The sequence below is a fragment of the Pseudomonas sp. P179 genome (assembly GCF_000478485.2).
Taxonomy (GTDB): domain Bacteria; phylum Pseudomonadota; class Gammaproteobacteria; order Pseudomonadales; family Pseudomonadaceae; genus Pseudomonas; species Pseudomonas aeruginosa.
Genome location: NZ_KI517354.1, coordinates 1,468,952 through 1,486,204 on the forward strand (window position 1 = coordinate 1,468,952; position 17,253 = coordinate 1,486,204).

At 69.0% G+C, this 17,253-nt stretch carries 16 protein-coding genes; 5 read left to right on the plus strand and 11 right to left on the minus strand.

Features of this window, described 5'->3' with window-relative positions:
- Positions 1-91: 91 nt before the first annotated feature.
- The gene (locus HMPREF1224_RS19470) at positions 92-1,117 is read right to left on the minus strand and encodes a Leu/Phe/Val dehydrogenase (RefSeq protein WP_003091859.1); all 1,026 of its coding nucleotides are present in this window, start codon (positions 1,115-1,117) and stop codon (positions 92-94) included.
- Positions 1,118-1,362: 245 nt separating this feature from the next.
- Between HMPREF1224_RS19470 and HMPREF1224_RS19475 the strand changes: the two genes are divergently transcribed.
- The gene (locus tag HMPREF1224_RS19475; RefSeq protein ID WP_010793274.1) at positions 1,363-2,175 is read left to right on the plus strand and encodes a SirB1 family protein; all 813 of its coding nucleotides are present in this window, start codon (positions 1,363-1,365) and stop codon (positions 2,173-2,175) included.
- Between the two features lie 6 nt (positions 2,176-2,181).
- Here the strand turns inward: HMPREF1224_RS19475 and HMPREF1224_RS19480 are convergent, their stop codons facing one another.
- The 3 genes from HMPREF1224_RS19480 to HMPREF1224_RS19490 form a co-directional block, all read right to left on the minus strand.
- Positions 2,182-4,665, minus strand: coding sequence for a LuxR C-terminal-related transcriptional regulator (locus tag HMPREF1224_RS19480; protein WP_003160792.1), 2,484 nt, complete (start codon positions 4,663-4,665; stop codon positions 2,182-2,184).
- Positions 4,666-4,814: 149 nt separating this feature from the next.
- The gene (locus HMPREF1224_RS19485) at positions 4,815-6,185 is read right to left on the minus strand and encodes a DUF1329 domain-containing protein (RefSeq protein WP_003111022.1); all 1,371 of its coding nucleotides are present in this window, start codon (positions 6,183-6,185) and stop codon (positions 4,815-4,817) included.
- A gap of 56 nt (positions 6,186-6,241) precedes the next feature.
- Positions 6,242-7,999, minus strand: coding sequence for a DUF1302 domain-containing protein (locus tag HMPREF1224_RS19490; RefSeq protein ID WP_003102337.1), 1,758 nt, complete (start codon positions 7,997-7,999; stop codon positions 6,242-6,244).
- Positions 8,000-8,283: 284 nt separating this feature from the next.
- Here HMPREF1224_RS19490 and HMPREF1224_RS19495 point away from each other — a divergent pair, with 284 nt between their 5' ends.
- The 3 genes from HMPREF1224_RS19495 to HMPREF1224_RS19505 all read left to right on the plus strand — a co-directional run bounded on the left by HMPREF1224_RS19495 (position 8,284) and on the right by HMPREF1224_RS19505 (position 10,903).
- Positions 8,284-9,027 carry an AraC family transcriptional regulator gene (locus tag HMPREF1224_RS19495; RefSeq protein WP_003119583.1) on the plus strand — a complete coding sequence of 248 codons (744 nt, stop codon included), beginning with the start codon at positions 8,284-8,286 and terminating at the stop codon, positions 9,025-9,027.
- 90 nt (positions 9,028-9,117) lie between these two features.
- On the plus strand, positions 9,118-10,524 hold the full coding sequence (locus HMPREF1224_RS19500) for an NAD(P)/FAD-dependent oxidoreductase (RefSeq protein ID WP_003102335.1): 1,407 nt from the start codon (positions 9,118-9,120) through the stop codon (positions 10,522-10,524).
- Between the two features lie 34 nt (positions 10,525-10,558).
- Positions 10,559-10,903 (plus strand): cupin domain-containing protein, encoded by a 345-nt coding sequence (locus HMPREF1224_RS19505; protein ID WP_003091873.1) that lies wholly within the window; start codon positions 10,559-10,561, stop codon positions 10,901-10,903.
- Positions 10,904-10,922: 19 nt separating this feature from the next.
- Here the strand turns inward: HMPREF1224_RS19505 and HMPREF1224_RS19510 are convergent, their stop codons facing one another.
- From HMPREF1224_RS19510 to HMPREF1224_RS19540, 7 genes are all read right to left on the minus strand, one after another.
- Positions 10,923-11,693 (minus strand): crotonase/enoyl-CoA hydratase family protein, encoded by a 771-nt coding sequence (locus HMPREF1224_RS19510; protein WP_003091874.1) that lies wholly within the window; start codon positions 11,691-11,693, stop codon positions 10,923-10,925.
- Between the two features lie 116 nt (positions 11,694-11,809).
- Positions 11,810-12,721, minus strand: a complete 912-nt coding sequence (locus tag HMPREF1224_RS19515) for an SDR family oxidoreductase (protein WP_003111019.1) — start codon at positions 12,719-12,721, stop codon at positions 11,810-11,812.
- A 115-nt stretch (positions 12,722-12,836) separates the two neighbouring features.
- On the minus strand, positions 12,837-13,130 hold the full coding sequence (locus HMPREF1224_RS19520) for a hypothetical protein (RefSeq protein WP_003114489.1): 294 nt from the start codon (positions 13,128-13,130) through the stop codon (positions 12,837-12,839).
- A 98-nt stretch (positions 13,131-13,228) separates the two neighbouring features.
- Positions 13,229-14,125, minus strand: coding sequence for an alpha/beta fold hydrolase (locus tag HMPREF1224_RS19525; RefSeq protein WP_003102328.1), 897 nt, complete (start codon positions 14,123-14,125; stop codon positions 13,229-13,231).
- On the minus strand, positions 14,122-14,901 hold the full coding sequence (locus tag HMPREF1224_RS19530) for a class II aldolase/adducin family protein (protein WP_003114490.1): 780 nt from the start codon (positions 14,899-14,901) through the stop codon (positions 14,122-14,124). Before HMPREF1224_RS19530 ends, HMPREF1224_RS19525 begins: the two co-directional genes overlap by 4 nt.
- A gap of 128 nt (positions 14,902-15,029) precedes the next feature.
- Positions 15,030-15,716 (minus strand): LrgB family protein, encoded by a 687-nt coding sequence (locus HMPREF1224_RS19535; RefSeq protein WP_003102323.1) that lies wholly within the window; start codon positions 15,714-15,716, stop codon positions 15,030-15,032.
- Positions 15,703-16,092, minus strand: coding sequence for a CidA/LrgA family protein (locus tag HMPREF1224_RS19540; RefSeq protein ID WP_003091885.1), 390 nt, complete (start codon positions 16,090-16,092; stop codon positions 15,703-15,705). The genes HMPREF1224_RS19535 and HMPREF1224_RS19540 overlap by 14 nt, the downstream gene beginning before the upstream one ends.
- Before the next feature lie 95 nt (positions 16,093-16,187).
- Here HMPREF1224_RS19540 and HMPREF1224_RS19545 point away from each other — a divergent pair, with 95 nt between their 5' ends.
- Entirely contained in the window at positions 16,188-17,081 is an 894-nt protein-coding gene (locus tag HMPREF1224_RS19545) for a LysR family transcriptional regulator (RefSeq protein ID WP_003114492.1), read from the plus strand.
- Positions 17,082-17,253: the final 172 nt, after the last annotated feature.

Consider the following 17,253-nt stretch of genomic DNA (forward strand, 5'->3'; position numbering starts at 1 on the left):
CGGGTGGCGGCGTGCACGCGCGGCGCGGCGGGGGTGGCCCGCACTGCCGCTGGCGAGGCCCGCTGGCGGCCTCGCCGGAAACGCCGGCCCGTCACTGCGGGCCGTAGAGAATCCGTTCCGCCAGACGGTCGGCGATCCGCGCCGGCGACTGGTGGTCGGCCTGGGCATGGGCATAGATCTCGGTGAGCCGCGCGGGAATCCGCGCCAGGTGCGCGGTGATGCTGTGCGGGTCGGCGCCGCGGTGCTTGAGGGCGACGTAGATCAGGCCGCCGGAGTTGATCACGTAGTCCGGCGCATAGAGGATGCCGCGCGCCTCCAGCTCGTCGGCGACCTCCGGCCGCTCCAACTGGTTGTTCGCCGCCCCGGCCACCGCCGCGCAGCGCAACTGGCTGACGCTCTGGCTGGTGAGCACGCCGCCCAGGCCGCAGGGCGCGAGGATGTCGCAAGGGGTGGAGAGCAATGCCTCCGGCGCCAGCGGATGGGCACCGAGCTGCTCGACGGCCAGTTGCACCCGGCCGGGATCTAGGTCGCAGACCAGCAACTCGGCGCCGACCGCCGCCAGTTGCTCGGCCAATGCGTAGCCGACGTGGCCGAGCCCCTGCACCGCGACCCGCAGGCCTTCCAGGTCGTCGCTGCCGAGGCGCGCCTGGGCGCTGGCGCGAATCCCGGCGAACACGCCGAGGGCGGTATGCGGCGAGGGGTCGCCGGCCTGGGTGGTGCTGGTGACGTGGCGGGTCTGCTGGGCGATGCAGTCCATGTCGGCGCTGGAGGTACCGCTGTCCACCGCAGTGATGTAGCGTCCGCCGAGGCTTTCGATGAAGCGCCCGAAGGCCTCGAACAGCGCGCCGCGATTGTCCAGGTGCGGCGGGCGGATGATCACCGCCTTGCCGCCGCCCTGCTCCAGCCCGGCCAGGGCCGCCTTGTAGCTCATGCCCTGGGCCAGGCGGATGGCGTCGCCGATGGCGGCTTCGTCGTTGGGGTAAGGCAGGTAGCGACAACCACCCAGCGCCGGGCCGAGTCGCGTGCTGTGGATGGCGATAATGGCCTTGAGTCCCGTGGCCGGGTCTTGGGCGAGGTGGAGACCCTCGAGCCGGGCCGCGTCCATCATGTCGAACATGCTGGGGCTCCCCTGCTTGCTGCTTGTTGTCCGGGCCGGGCCGTTGCCGCCCGGCACCTTCAGTATAGGCAGGCGTCGGCGAAACGCCCGCAAGGCCGACGACCAGGCGGCGGCGCTCGCCGAGCCGGGTACTGGACGAAGCTTCGGCGGACGGTTACAACCTTGGGGTCCGCCCGCTCGAAACCGGCCCCGGCGTGCTCCGAACGGCCCGTCCGCAGCGATCCAGGCGCACCAGGAGGAAAGCCATGGACCCGCGTCAAGCCTGCCTCGATTGTCTCGCCCAGGAACCGCCAGCGCTGTTCGAGGCGGCCCTGTGGATCGCCGCGGAGCACCTCCCGGCGTATTCGCCCGCCCACACCCTGCGCGAACTCGACGAACTCGTCCGGCAGATCGGCGCCAGCCTGGACGACCGCGCCTCGGCCAGCGAGCGCGCCCAGGGGTTGCTGCGGCGAATGAGCGAACAGGGTTTCTGCGAAGACGACGACTTCCCCCTGCAACCGCGCTCGGCCCTGCTCCCGCTGGTGCTGCAGCGGCGCCAGGGACAGCCGTTGTCGCTGGCGCTGGTGGCCATGGAACTGGCGCGGCGGCTGGACATTCCGCTGGTCGGAGTGAACTTCCCGGGACGCTTCCTGCTGCGCGTGCCGCAGGCCGACCATCTGCTCGACCCGGCCACCGGGCGACGCCTCTATACCCCCGACTGCCGCGAACTGCTGCTGCGCCTGCAAGGGCCGAAGAGCGAACTGCAAGCCGCCTACCTGAAGCAGGCCTCTCCCGGGGAAATCCTCCAGCGTCTGTCGCGCAACCTGCGACAACTGCACAGCGCCGCCGGCGAGCCGCTGGCCGCGCTGAAGGATGCCCAGCGGGTGATCGAACTCGGCCCGGTGGGCGCCGCCGACCACGAGGCCCGCGCCGGCCTCTATCGGCAACTGGATTGCCCGCAGGCGGAACGCTACGACCTGGAACGCGCGCTCTTGCTCAGCGACGATCCCACCGAGCAACTGCGCCTCGGCCAGCGCCTGGGCGAACTCGCCCCGCCGACCAGCCGCGCCCTGCACTGAGGCCGCTCAGGCGAGCAGGCCGAGGGCCTTGGCCCGCGCCACCGCCTGGGTCCGACGGGCCACCCCGAGCTTGCCGTTGATCCGCCGGGCGTGGGTCTTCACCGTGTGCAGGGAAATGAACAGTTGCTCGCCGATCTCCTGGTTGGAGCAGCCCTGGGCGATCAGGCCGAGCACCGCCAGCTCCCGGCAACTGAGCGGACTGAGCCCCTCCTCTTCTTCCCCCGGCAGGGCGGCGAACAGTTGCGGCTGGCGATCCCGCAGTCGCCGCTGCGGCAGTTGCAGGCCCAGCCGCTCCGCCAGCTCCAGGCCGCTGCGCAGGGTCTGCTGGGCCTGGGGCAATTGTCCGGAGAGGAACTGGCACTCGGCGATACCCATGCGCACTTCGCAAAGCAGCGTCTGCCGCCCCTGCGCCTCGAGAATGGCGAGCAGCCCGCGCAGCCGCGCTTCGGCGGCGGCTGCCTCGCCGCTGTAGAGTTCGGCCAGTGCCAATTGGTGCTCTACCCGCGCTTCCAGCTCCGGTTCGGAGGGCGGCGACAGGCGCGCCCGTCCCGGCTGGAAGTAGGCGCGGACCCGCAGCAGGATCTCCCGCGCCTGCGCCGGCCTTCCCTGCTGCAGGGTCAGGGCGGAGCTGACCAGCAGCAGCGCGCCGCGATACAGCGGATCGGGGACATGGCGCTGCTGCATCAGCCGCTCGACCTCCAGCAGGCGGTTGAACGCCGCGTCCAGGTCGCCCTGCCCGGCCTCCAGCAAGGCCAGTCCCAGGTAGCCGTAGAGCGCCCAGGGATCGAGATTCTCCCGTGCCTGCTCCAGCCCCAGCCGATACCAGTGCCCGGCCTCGACCTCGCGGCCCTGCTGCAGGCACAGGCGCGCGCGGCGCAGGGCGATCCGGCCGAGCATCGGGCTGCCCTGCTGGCCGAGGTCCTCCAGGTAGCGCTGGGCGCGATCGAGGACGCCTTCCGCGCGCAGCAGTTCGCCGCGCTGCTCCAGCCACTGCGCCCGCTCCAGTTCGATCAGCGCCTCGAAGATCAGGCTGTCGTGCTCGCGCGCCAGGCGCAAGGCATCGCGGCCGATCAACCGCGCCTGGTCCATCCGCCCCTCGATCATCGCCAGTTGCATCAGCGCCGAGCGGCAGATCAGTCCCTGCGACCAGGCGTCCTCCGGCAGTTGCTCCAGCGCCTCGCGCAGGTAGTCGGCGGCGCCGCGCTCGCCGCGGCAGTGCAGGAGGATCCCGAACAAGCCCTGCCATTGCGCCAGCAGCACCCGCTGGCGGGACGCCGAGGGCATCGGCAGGAAGCGCGCCAACTGGCCGATGCAGTCCTCGGCTTCGGCCAGGCGTCCGGCGTAAAGCAGCGCCCAGGCATTCAGGATCACCAGGCGCGGCGTGCTGGCCAGCAGCGCCGCCGGCAGTTCGTCGCGCAGGGCCAGGACCATGCCGATGTTGTGGCCGTGCAGCAATTGCTCCTCGGTGAGCTTCTGCAACAATCCGGCGGCGGTTTCCGGTTCGTCGGCGGCCAGCGCCTGGTCGACCGCCTCGCGGGTCTCGCCGTGTTCGGCGAACCATTCGCAGGCTTCCCGGTGGAAGTCCCGCTGCGGGCGCTGCGGCGCTTCGCGCCAGGCCTCGCGGATCGCCGGTGGCAGGCTGTAGCGCTGGTTCGCATCGGCCAGCAGGGGGAAGCCCCGCGCCAACAGGTCGTCCAGCCCGTGGGGCAGCTCCTCGAACAGCCGGCGGAACAGCTCCGGACCGACTTGCGGCAGCCAGGCCAGGGCACGCGCGGCGTCGGCCAGCGGCGGCGGCAGCTCGTCGAGCAACTCGTGCTGGAGGTATTCCTGCAACAACGGTCCGGCCGTCTCTTCGCCGACCAGCAGGCGCAAGCGCAACGCGGCGCACCAACCGCCGCTGCGTTCCAGCAGTGTCCCGGCCGTAGCGGCATCGGCGCTGCGCCCGTGCAGGCGGAGCAGTTCGGCGACCTCGTCGGCATCGAACGCCAGCAGGCCGCCGTCGACCTCCAGCAACTCCCCTTCCAGCAGCAACCGCGCCAGGTTGCACTGCGGCCGCCGCCGGCTCGCCAGCCACCAGCCCACCCGTGGCGAGGCCGCGCTCAACAGGCGATCGAGGCAGGCGTCGAGGGCGGGGTCGGGGTGCCGTGGGTAATCGTCGAGCAGCAGCCACAGCGCGGAAGCGTTGCGCAGCCGCCGGCACAGCTGCGCTTCGTCGCTGTCCTCGGCCAAGCCGAGAGCGCCGGCCAGGCGGCGGCGGAAGGTCGCGGGGTCCAGCGCTTCCCCGCCCAGCGCCAGCCAGACCACCTGCACGCCAGGCGGCGCCCGCCGCGCGCATTCTCCGAGGAGGACGGTCTTGCCGCTGCCGGCGGGCGCGCAGAGCAGTCGCAGGCGGCATTCGCCGCGCAGCAGCGGCTGGTGCAAACGGGGCCGCGGCAGGTGCTGCGGCGGCAGCCGCGGCAAGGCGGCGGGCAGCTCGGTCGGCTCGGTCATGGCAGTGCTCTTGTTCTGTCGAAGCGCCTTGCCGGGAGCCTAGACCGCGCCTGCCCCGCTGCTGAACGATGATTGCGCCGGGTGATGGGCCGTCATAACGCACGAGCGCGTCGGCACAAGCCGACGCGCTCGTCGCGACTGGCCGGGACTCAGCGTACCCCGGCGTTGCGCAGGGCGGCCGGCGTGTAGTCGGCGGACGAGGCCTTGAAGCCGAACTCGTAGCCGCGCTTCTCCTCGTTGTTCATGCCCAGCGCCAGGTAGCGACCGGCGATCACGTCGTAGAGCGCCTCCAGGGTGTAGCCGGCGACCTTCTGGTCGTAGTGGTACTGCGCGTGGCCCTCGCCGACCCGCCAGAGCTGGCCGCGACCGTCGTAGTGGTCGACCAGGGCGATCTGCCAGCTGTCCTCGTCGATGTACATGTGGCGCTTGGCGTAGATGTGCCGCTCGCCCGGCTTCACCGTGCCGACCACTTCCCACACCCGGTGCAGCTCGTAGCGGGTCAGGTCCTGGTTGATGTGCCCGGCCTTGATGATGTCGCCGTACTTCAGGGTCGGGTCGTTGAGCTTGTAGGCGTTGTAGGGGATGTACATCTCGCGCTTGCCGACCAGCTTCCAGTCGTAGCGGTCCGGGGCGCCGGAGAACATGTCGAAGTTATCCGAGGTGCGCAGGCCGTCGGCGGCGGTGCCCGGGCCATCGTAGGCCACCTGCGGGGCGCGCCGCACGCGGCGCTGGCCGGCGTTGTAGACCCAGGCCAGGCGCGGCTCCTTGACCTGGTCGAGGGTCTCGTGGACCAGCAGCACGTTGCCCGCCAGGCGCGCCGGCGCGGTCACCTGCTGCTTGAAGAAGGTGAGGATGTTGGCCGCCTTGCTCTGGTCGAGGTCGGGCATGTTCTGCGGGAATGCCACCGACTCCTCGAAGCGGATCGGCGTGAAGCTGCCGTTGGTCTGCGGGGTGGCCTGGACGATGGTGCGCTTGAGGTTGCCGCCGCGGTAGCGGGTGATGTGGTTCCAGAGCACTTCGACACCGTTCTTCGGGATCGGGAAGGCGTAGTAGCGGCTCTTCTCGAAATTCGACAGGCCGTTGCCGTCGTTGATCGGCTGCACGTTCAGCGCGCTCTGCCTGACCGCCTCGTCGATCTCGGCCGGCAGGGCCACCGTGCGATGGGTCTTGTACACCGGGATCCGGTAGGTTTCCGGGTAGCGCTTGAACATCGCCAACTGGCCGTCGGAGAGCTTGTCCTTGTATTGCTCGACGTTCTGCGCGGTGATGGTGAACAGCGGCTTCTCGTCGGCAAAGGGATCGGAAAGGAAGCCCTTGCCATCGACCTTGCCGGCGCTGGCCGCGAGGCCGCCGGTCCAGGCCGGGATGCTGCCGTCGGCGTTGCCTTCCTTCTGCGCGCCGATGGGGGTCAGGCTGCTGCCGAGCTTGGCGGCCTCGTCGGGCGAAACCGCCGCCGTCACCGAACCGGCCAGCAGGCTGAGGGCCAGCGCCCCGGAGGACAGGAGTCGTGCTGTTTTCATGCGTCGTTATCCTTGTTCGTATCCGCGAAAGCGGCCGCCCCGAGGGGCGGCGGACCTCAGAAGTTCACCCCGAAGCTCACCGCGAGGAAGTCGCGGTCGTTGATCGGGTTGTAGTTGCCGCCGAAGAAGTCGGTGTAGCTGATGCTGGCGGTATAGGTGTTCTGGTAGTCGGCATCGAGGCCGACGCTGACGGCCTTGGCGCCCTCGCTGAAGTTCGGCCCGTAGCCCTCGACGTCGTGCGACCAGGCCAGGTTCGGCTTCAGGTTGACCCCGGCGAACACGTTGGGATATTCGAGGATCCCGCGCAGGCGGTAGCCCCACGAGTTGCGGGTGTAGAAGCCGTGGCTGTTGCACTCCTGCGGGTTGGCCACGTTGAGCGCGCCGGTGCACAAGGCGTTGTTCGGCAGTTCGCCGATGCCGTAGATGGCGTCGCGGCCGTAGCGCAGGTCGTCGCCGTCGACCCCGCTGAGGTGGTTGTAGCCGACTTCGCCGACCACGGTCAGGCGGTCGGCCGCCAGTACCCGGTCGAAGAACTGGGTGACGGTCACCTGTGCCTGGGTCACCGGCTTGCGCACGTAGCCGTTGATCACCTCGCCGGCGCGCGGGGTGGCGAAGCCGCTGTCGTAGATCGGGTTACCGAACAGGGTGGTCGGGTAGATCGCGGCGATCGACATGTCGGTGCTGTTGATTTGTAGCGGCATGTTCGGCCGGTAGCTCAGCTCGCCGGCCACCGAGGTGCTGCCGATGTTGGTCTGGAAGCTCAGGCCGTAGAGGCGGATGTCCTCGGGATAGTCGATGAAGTAATAGCCGGTGGAGCGCCCGGTGACCGGGTCGGAGGTGGCCAGGCCGTTGCCGGCGATCACACTGTAGTACGGGTTGCGACTGTGGTAGTTCATCGCGTACAGGCCGAACTCGGTGTCGTTCAGCTCCGCCGCGTACCAGCGCAGGGCCAGGCCCCACTGGCCGCTGTCGCGGGCATCGCGATCGCCGGCGCGCGGCAGGTAGCGGTAGCCGTTGGCCGGGTTCGGGTCGAAGTCGCTGCCGGCGTAGACCATCCGCTCGCAGCCATCGGCGACCACGTCGGTGGTAGAGAAGAAGGTGCCGCAGTTGTCGATCACCGTCTGGTCCCACTCCAACTGGTAGAAGCCTTCGACGGTCAGCGCGTCGCTGATGCCCTGGGACAGGTAGAGCATGTTCACCGGGATCAGGCCTTCCTTGATCTCCGCGCCGGGCCGGCGGAACGCGGCGACGTCCATCGGGTTGATGCTGTTGATCGAGTTCTGGATGAACGTGCTCTCGCCCCAGCTCACCACCTGCTTGCCGACCCGCACGCTGCCGGGCAGGTCGCCGATGCTGTAGTTGTGGTAGAGGAAGGCATCGAGCAGCTGCGCCCCGGAGGACTTGGCGCCCTCCTTGCGATTGTGGTCGTCGATGTCGTAGAGCAGGCGGTGTTCGTCCTTCAGCTCGAAGTCGTACCAGTACTTGCCACGGAAGAACGCGCCGGTGTCGCCGTACTTGAGTTCGAGATCGTGGATGCCCTTGAAGATCTTCGAGAAGGTTTCGCCCTTCTTGAAGTTGAGCCGGCCGTCGTCGGAGGTCTGCGACGAGGCGTGGCCGCCGTTGCGGGTGCCGATGTAGTCCTTGTCGGCGGAACGCATGGACCAGCTGGCCCCCACCGACAGCGACGAGTCGAATTGCCCTTCGATCTCCCCGATGTTGAATGACACGGCCGAGGCCTGGGTGGCGCAACCCAGGGCTGTGGCCGCAGCGAGTGCGTGCAGAGGGAAGATTCCGCGCCTTTTTGTTGTTGTCATGCGGCTCTCCTGACAGGGTCGAGGTGGCTACACCCTACCCAGCGGCCCGAACGGCGGTAAGCGCACCAAGGAGGTATTCCGGCTGTCGCCCGAAAGAGTGAACAGGGGCCCTGGAAAGCGCCTCGGCGAACGCCATATGCAGGATGGATACGCCGTCATCCAGTGCATGGATGACGGCGCGGCACTGTTCCGCCGGCGGCGGCGATGGCATCCTTCGCTGCATGCAGCCCGAACAGACCATTCCCGCCGACCGCGATCTCGCCGACGCCACCCGCGAGACGGTCATGCGTTATCACCTCAGCTGGAAGCACCGCGACATCGACGCGGTGATGGCGCTCTATCATCCCGAGGTCGAATACAACGACTTCTTCCAGAACCGCCGGATGCGCCTGGCCGATCTCCGCGAGTACGTCGAGGCGACCATGCCCAAGGGCCCCGACGAGTCGCTGGAGCACACCGACCGTATCCGCTTCGACGGCGATACCGCCTTCATCCAGTACCGCCTGCGGGTGACCCTCAGCGGCCGCCTGGCTTCGTTCCGCGCCAGCGAGGCGATCACCGTGCGCGACGGCCTGATCTGGCGCATCAACGAATACGCCTCGCTGGTCCACGAAAGCGGCGGCGGAGCCCAGGCCGGCGGCGACGGCCGGCCGCCGGCCAGCCGCCTGGGGCTTTCGGCCAAGCAGCTGAGCCTGCTGGCACGCGACCTGGAGCACTACTTCCAGCAGGCCCAGCCCTATCTCGATCCGGACCTGGACCTGACCCAGGTGGCCAATGCCACCGGCTATACGCGCAACCAGATTTCCTACCTGCTCAACCAGGTGCTCGGCCTGAGCTTCTACCAGTACGTCAACCAGACCCGCCTGCAACACCTGCTCGGCCAGCTTTCCGGCGAGCTGCCCGGACGGGTCGACGAACTGGCCTTCGCCGCCGGCTTCAATTCGCTGTCGGCCTTCTACCGCTGCTTCCGCCAGCACACCGGCCAGTCTCCGCGCGAATACCTGAAGCGCCTGTCGTCGCGCCGCTGAGATTTCCCAGCGGACCCGCGCGCACGACAGGCGCACGGCATCTTCCTACCCTCGCCGCATTCCCCCTTCCCTCTCGCTATGGAGCCCTCTATGTCGGCCTGGCGCCACCTCAGCCTGTGGATGAATCAACTGGACGATCCGCTCGAAGCGCGCCCGTCCCTGGAAGAATCCCTCGAGGTCGACGTGGCCATCGTCGGCGCCGGCTACACCGGCCTCTGGACCGCCTATTACCTGAAGCGCCGGGCGCCGCAGTTGCGCGTCGCCATCGTCGAGGCAGAAACCGCCGGCTTCGGCGCCTCGGGGCGCAACGGCGGCTGGCTGATGGGCAACCTGCTCGGCGAGGACGGCCTGCTCGCCGGCTTGCCGCCGGAGCGGCGCCGGGCCGGCTACGACCTGCTGCACGGGATTCCCGACGAAGTCGCGCGGGTGCTGCAAGAGGAAGGCATCGACTGCGACTACCGCAAGGGCGGCGTGCTCTACTGCGCGGCGCGCTACCCGGAACAGGAACGCCGCCTGCGCGCCTATCTGCATGATCTCTATGCCGAAGGCCTGGACGAAAGCGACTACCGCTGGCTGACGCCGCAGGAACTCGACCAGCAGTTGCGCATCCCCGGCAGCTACGGGGCGATCCATTCGCCGCACTGCGCCACCATCCAGCCGGCCAGGCTCGCGCGCGGCCTGGCCCGCGCGGTGGAGCGCCTGGGCGTGCGGCTGTTCGAGAAGAGCCGGGTGCTGCACTGGCAACGCGGCCTGCTGCGCACCGAGCGCGGCGAACTGCGCGCCGAATGGATCGTGCCGGCGGTGGAAGGCTACGCCGCCAGCCTGCCGCCGCTGGGCCACTACCAGTTGCCGGTGCAGAGTCTGCTGGTGGCCACCGAGCCGCTGCCGTCGTCGGTCTGGGCGGAGATCGGCCTGGAGCGCGGCCAGGCCTTCAGCGAATTCAGCCGCCAGGTCACCTATGGCCAGCGCACCGCCGACGACCGCCTGGCCTTCGGCGCGCGGGGCGGCTACCGCTTCGGCGGCAAGCTGCGCAGCGACTTCAGCCTCGACGACGAGGAAGTCGGCCTGCGTCGCTACCTGTTCGGCGAACTCTTCCCGCTGCTCAAGGACGCCAGGATCAGCCACACCTGGGGCGGCAACCTCGGCATGGCCCGGCGCTTCCGCCCGCACATGTTGCTCGACCGCGCCAGTGGCATCGCCCTCTCCGGCGGCTACGGCGGCGAAGGGGTCGGCGCCAGCAACCTCGGCGGCCGCACCCTGGCCGCGCTGATCCTCGGTGAGGACAGCGAGCTGCTGCGGCAGCCCTGGGTGCTGGGCGAGCGTCCGCTGGACAGCCTGGCCCGCTGGGAACCGGAACCCTGCCGCTGGCTCGGCTACAACGCGATCATCCGCAGTTTCGTCCATGAGGACCGGGTCCTTGCCGACCCGCACAGCGCGCCCTGGCGCCGCAGCCTGGCGCAAACCCTCGCGGCCGGCATGGAAAGCCTGATGCGCTGAGAATCCCCTCCACCTCCCACAGAGGAAAAACCGCATGGCCCTGACCCTTCTGAAAAATACCGCCGGCGCCGATCTTGGCGCCGCCAGCCCGGTCGCGGTGCCCCTTGGCGAGCCGGTCGCGCAGACCCGCGCCTACGCCGTGGAGCGCACCGACCAGGTGGAAACCGGCATCTGGGAATGCACCCCCGGACGCTGGCGGCGGCAGATCGTCGAGCAGGAGTTCTGCCACTTCCTGCAAGGCCGCTGCACCTTCACCCCGGACGGCGGCGAGACCATCCGCATCGAGGCCGGCGATGCCCTGCTGCTGCCGGAGAACAGTCTTGGCGTGTGGGATGTGCAGGAAACCGTGCGCAAGAGCTACGTGATCATCCACCGCTAGCCCGGGCGGCGCGACGGCGTCACTCGAAGCGCCCGTGGCGCCCCTCGCCGTCCTTGAAGCGCTGCGCGCCCTCCAGGGTCTCGCCGCTCTCGATCACCGCCAGCCCGCCCTGGAATTCGTTGGCCAGGGCCACGTCGAAGGACAGTTCCCACTGCGCGTATACGCTGGCGCGATCGGCGAGCATGCAGGTCTGCGGGAAGGCGGCGAGTTCCGCCGCCAGCTCCTCGGCCTCGGCTCGCGCCGAACCGCTCGGCACCACCCGGTTGGCCAGGCCGATCTGCAACGCTTCGTCGGCCTTCACCGGACGCCCGGTGAGGATCAGGTCGAGCGCCCGGCCCTGCCCGACGATCCGTGGCAGGCGCACGCTGCCGCCATCGATCAGCGGCACCCCGAAACGCCGGCAGAACACTCCGCAGATAGCGTCCTCGGCCATCACCCGCAGGTCGGCGAGCAGCGCCAGCTCCAGCCCGCCGGCCACCGCATAACCTTCGATGGCGGCGATCAGCGGCTTGCCGAGCTGCATGCGGCTCGGCCCCATCGGTCCGTCGCCCTCCGCCTCCAGGCGATTGCGCCGCTCGCCATCCTCGGCCACCGCCGCCAGGTCGGCGCCGGCGCAGAAATTGCCGCCGCTGCCGGTGAGTACCGCGACCCGCGCCGTATCGTCCGCTTCGAACTCGCGCAGGGCGTCGGCCAGGGCCTGGGCGGTCGGCCGGTCCACCGCATTGCGCCGCTCCGGGCGAGCGATGACCAGGGTGGTGACCGGGCCGTTGCGTTCGACGATGACACTCATGACAGACTCCCTGCGGAAAAAGCGAAAAAAGACACCGGCCGGATGGCAGAAGACCGGCGTCAGCCGGTCTTCACCTTAGTCCTTTTCCCGCGGCCGCGCCGCATCCGCCGGGCGTCTCAGAGCGCGTGCTTCTGCAGGTTGGCCATCATTTCACGGAGCGCCTCGACGTTGTCCGCCGGGTGCGCGGCGTTCTCGAAGTCGCAGATCTGCTGCCAGTGCGCGGCCACGTCCTCGGCGTCGAAGCCGGCCTTCGGATCGAAGCCGAAGCCCAGGCTGCGTTCCCAGCGTACCTTGCCGATCCAGCCACCGCCGACCTCATAGAGCCCCGAGGTATCCTCGCAGGCCGAACTGCCGAGGTAGACCACCAGCGGGCTGACCAGCTCCGGCTTGAGCTGCTCGAAGACCTGCGGCGGGATCAGCCCCTCGGTCATCCGCGTACCGCCGGTGGGGGCGATGGCGTTGACCAGGATATTGTTCTTGCGCCCTTCCAGGGCCAGGGTGCGGGTCAGGCCGTAGAGGCCGAGCTTGGCCATGCCGTAGTTGCTCTGGCCGAAGTTGCCGTAGATGCCCGAGGTCGAGGAGGTGAACACCACCCGCCCGTAGGCCTGCTCGCGCAAGTGCGGCCAGGCGGCGCGAGTGACCTTGTAGGCGCCTTCGACATGCACCTGGTAGACCAGGTCCCAGTCGGCGTCCTCCATCTTGTGGAAGGTCTTGTCACGCAGGATGCCGGCGTTGTTGACCACCACGTCGACGCGACCGAAGGCATCCAGCGCGTTCTCCACGATCCTGCCGCCGTCCGTGACCGAGTCGTGGTTGGCCACCGCGGTGCCGCCGGCGGCACGGATCTCCGCCACCACCTTGTCCGCCGCCGAGGCACTGGCGCCTTCGCCATGGGTGCTGCCGCCGAGGTCGTTGACCACCACCCGGGCGCCATGCTTCGCGAACAGCAGGGCGTGGGCGCGGCCAAGGCCGCCGCCGGCTCCGGTGACGATCACGACTTGGTCGTCGAAACGCAGGGCATCGCTCATGTTCGGGACTCCAGGGCAGTAGGAAGGATTGCCCGAGTGTCGGCCAGCCCGCCGGCGGGGACAAGGCTTCGCGCCGCCATGAATGGCGCCCGATAAGGCAGCGGGATGTTCCGCTTCAGTCGAACGGAATGTACAGCCGGCCACGCGGGCCGAGCTTGAACAGCCACCAGTCGTAGTTGTGCCGGACCACCACCAGCAGCAGGCTGCCGAGCAACGCGAGGCCGGCGCCGACGGCGTACCAGCGACTGCCTTCCTGCCAGCACAGGTAGCCGAGCCCGAGCGCCAGCAGCAGGCCGAGTTCGGCGAGGACCATCCCGGACTGGCGGATGAACGGTTGCGCCTGCACCATCTGGCGGAACAACCAGGAGCCCTCGTCGAACGCGCGCAAGGGAGAAACGGGATCGTGCATGGAGACCTCCATGGGTGACGAAACGCCTCGTCCAGCGAGGCGCCAGCACCCTAGCCCCGATCCTTGCGCGATGGCACTTGCTGCAATCTCAAACTCGCTTAAGAAAACTCTGAATCATCCAGTCGGGCGCGAAACGCCAGGTAATGTTCGAGCACCGCCGCCGGCGCTTCGATCTGCGGATAATGGCCGATGCCATCGAGCAGCACGCAGTCGGCATCGGCGACCAGTTGCCGGTAGCGCTCGACCATGTGCGCCCCGGAGATCGGGTCGACGGCGCCGTCGATCACCCGCAACGGCACCCCGCCGTGCTGCAACGCCGCCACCCAGCGCTCACGCTGCTCGCGGCGGTCGACGATGTAGCGGATCAGGCGATGCATCACCCGCTGCCCCTGGTTGCTTTCGATCAGGCTCCAGAAGGCATCCAGCTCGGTCTCGCCGGGCTGGCTGCGCGGGCCGAAGACCTTGGCGAAGTTGCGCGCCAGGGCGCGGCGGTCGAACAGCCGGCCGAACAGCCCGCCCAACGGGCTCAGCAACAGCTTCTGGCTGAGCACCGGGCGGTGCGTTTCCGGGAACAGCCCACCATTGAGGAACACGCAGGAGGCGAGCCGCAGCCGGCCTTCGTGATGGCGGGCGAGCAGTTCCTGGGCGACGCTGTCGCCGTAGTCGTGGGCCAGCACGTGCAGCGGCTCATCGATTCCCAGGCGGCCGAGCAGCGCCTGTTGCAGGTCGGCCTGCTCCAGCAGGCTGTAGCGATGGGCGCGCGGCTTGGCCGAATCGCCGAAGCCGAGCAGGTCGCAGACCAGCACGCGGTAGCGCTGCGCCAGCGGCTCCCAGAGGTAGTGCCAGTCCCAGGCGGCGCTGGGAAAACCGTGGATCAGCAGCAACGGCCGACCCTGCCCGGCTTCCCAGTAGCGGATCGGGAAGCCCTTGAAATCCAGGGTGCGGCCCCGCCTCCGCCAGGCCTCCAGTGGAATGCCGGGCAGCGCCGCGGTCACTGGCGGTAGCCCGGGTTCTGCTGGTCGAGCTTGCGCAGCAGCGCCGGCCAGGCGAGCTGGCCGCCCATGCCGGTCTTGCTGCGCATCACCCCGGCGATCATGTCGCGCGCGCCGGCGAGGATCTGCCCCGGGATGTGGATCAGCTCGGCGCCGCCGCTCTGCGCCATCACCTGTACCTCGCAGGCGCGTTGCAGGGTGAACATCATGAGGAAGGTATCGGCGATGGAACCGCCGCAGGTGAGCAGGCCGTGGTTGGGCAGGATCAGGAAGTTGCTGGCCCCCAGGTCGGCCTGCAGGCGGGCCTTTTCCTCATGGTTCAGGGCGACGCCCTCGTAGGCGTGGTAGGACAGGCTGGAGAGCACGAACAACGATTGCTGCGACAGCGGCAACAGGCCCTGCTTCTGGCAGGACACCGCGATCCCCGCGGCGGTATGGGTGTGCAGCACGCACTCGACGTCGTGGCGGACCTCGTGCACCGCGCTATGGATGGTGTAGCCGGCCGGGTTGATCTCGTAGGGGCTGTCCATCAGCTTCTTGCCGCTGGCATCCACCTTCACCAGGCTGGAGGCGGTGATCTCGTGGAACATCAGGCCGAACGGGTTGATCAGGAAGTCCTCGGTGCCCGGCACCTTGGCCGAGATGTGGGTGAAGATCAGGTCGTCCCAACCGTGCAGGGCGACCAGCCGGTAGCAGGCAGCGAGATCGACACGGGTCTGCCATTCGGCGGCGGAGACCTGGGCTTGCACATCGGCGGGCAGGGAGTGAACGGCGGTCACGGCGGCATCCTCTTTTGTCGTTATCGGATGCCCGCAGTCTAGCCCCGCCCTCCTCCGGCGACTGTCGCCGGGCTTACACTCGCGCGCCGGCTGAATGGCGGAGGATTCAGCCGGCCTATGCGCGCAGGCTACAGGCAGTGGGCGACCAGGGGTGCGACCAGCAGGTTGAACAGCCCGGTGAGAACCATCAGCAGACCGGCCGCCGAACCTTCCTCGCCGCCGAACTCGTAGGCCCGACTGGTGCCGGCGCCGTGCGCGCCGACGCCGAACAGCGCGCCGCGGGCCAGCGGCGTGCGCAAGCGCAGGACGCGCAGCAGGGTGCCGCCGATCACCGCGCCGAACACCCCGGTGATCATCACGAAGGCGGCGGTCAGTTCCGGCACGCCACCCAGGTCGTGGGACATCTCCATGGCGAACGGCGTGGTGATCGAGCGCGGCAGCAACGACAGCGTGACCTGGCCGTCCAGCGCCAGGGCCTGGGCCAGCGCCCAGGAGCTGCCGATGGCCACCGCGGTGCCGGCGAACATCCCGGCCAGCAGCGCCGGCCAGTGGCGCATCAGCAGCTCGCGCTGCTGCCAGATCGGGATGGCGAAGGCCACCGTCGCCGGACCGAGCAGCGCCACCAGCCAATTGGTGTCGCGGGCGTAGTCGGCGTAGCGGGTATGGGTGGGAATCGCCAGGGCGTAGAGCAGCACCGGGACGAACACGATGGGCGACAGCCAGTACCACTTCACCCGGCGGTACAGCTGGCGGCTCAGCAGGTAGCCGCCGACGGTCGCCGCCAACCAGAACAGGGCTTGCTTATCGAGACTCATGGCGCGCCCTCCAGCGGCACATCCACTCCACCGACACCGCGGTGACCAGCATCACCAGCAGGGTGCTGAGCATGATCACCAGGAGGATGCGCCAGCCCTCGCTGCGTAGCAGCGCGCCGTAGTCGAGCAGGCTCATCAGCGCCGGGATGAAGAACAGCAACATCTCCGCCAGCAACAGGCCGGCGCCGGCCTGCAGCCAGGCCGGACGCAGCAGGCCGCTGGCGAACAGCAGCAACAGTGCCGCCAGGCCGACCACCCCGCCCGGCAGCGGCAGGCCGATGGCCTTCGCCAGCCAGCCGCCGGCCCACCAGAAGGCGATGAGTACCGCCAGTTCGGCGGCAAGGCGGGACAGACGGCGGACGAGCGGGGGCAACATGGGAAAGGCCTTGGCTGGGAAATCGGGGATGGAGAAAGGATAAGGCCCGGCCTATCATCCCCAAAGCGAATTGTCCGCATGAGAGCCATTCCAGAATGGAATTCCGTCAACTCCGCAGCTTCGTCGAAGTGGTCCGCCAGGGCAGCTTCACCCAGGCGGCTCAGGTCCGCCACGCCAGCCAGTCGACCATCAGCAAGCAGGTCGCCCAACTGGAGCAGAGCCTTGGCGTGCAGGTATTGGAACGCAACGGGCCGCACGTGCGCCTGACCGACGCCGGCGCCGTGGTGTTTCGCCGCGCCGAGGAGATGCTGCGGCTGCGCCGCGACCTGCTCAGCGAATTGGACGACCTCAGCCAGCTCAACCGCGGCGAACTGCGCCTGGGCCTGCCGTTGCTCGGTGCCGACGCGCTGTTCGCCCAACGCTTCGCCGAATACCGGCGGCGCTATCCGAACATCGCCGTGCACCTGGTGGAGGGCGGCAGCAAGACCATGGAGCAGGCGGTGCTGGCCGGCGAGCTGGAATTGGCCGGCAGCCTCACCCCGGCGGACGACGGCTTCGACTACCAGCCGTTCTGCAACGAACCGCTGGACGTGCTGCTGCCGGCCGGGCATCCCAAGGCCGCTGCCGCCAGCGTCGCCCTCGGCGAACTGGCGGACAGCCCGTTCCTGCTCTACCAGCAGAGCTTCACCCTCAACGACCGCCTGCTGCGCGCCTGCCTGGAGGCCGGCTTCAGCCCGCGCGAAGGCGGCCGCAGCGGCCAGGCCGACTTCCTCGGCGCGCTGGTGGCGGCCAACCAGGGAGTGGTGCTGCTACCACGGGTGATCGCTCGCGAGATCGAACGCCCGGGAGTGGTGCGGGTCCTGCTCAGGGAGCCGGACCTGCGCTGGGACATCGCCTTCATCTGGCGCCGTGGCGGCTACCTGTCGCGGGCGGCGCAGGCCTGGCTGGAGCTGCTGCGCGAGCAGCCGCTGGAGGAAAGCCCGGCGTAGGACGAATAACCGCCAGCTCGGCAGAGGCTACGGCGGATAACGCCTGGGGGCGTTATTCGCCCTACCGCTTGCTCCCTCCCCGTGTAGGGCGAATAACCGCTACGCGGTTATCCGCCACCTCGGCAGGCGTTTCGGCGGATAACGCCTGGGGCGTTATTCGCCCTACCGCTTG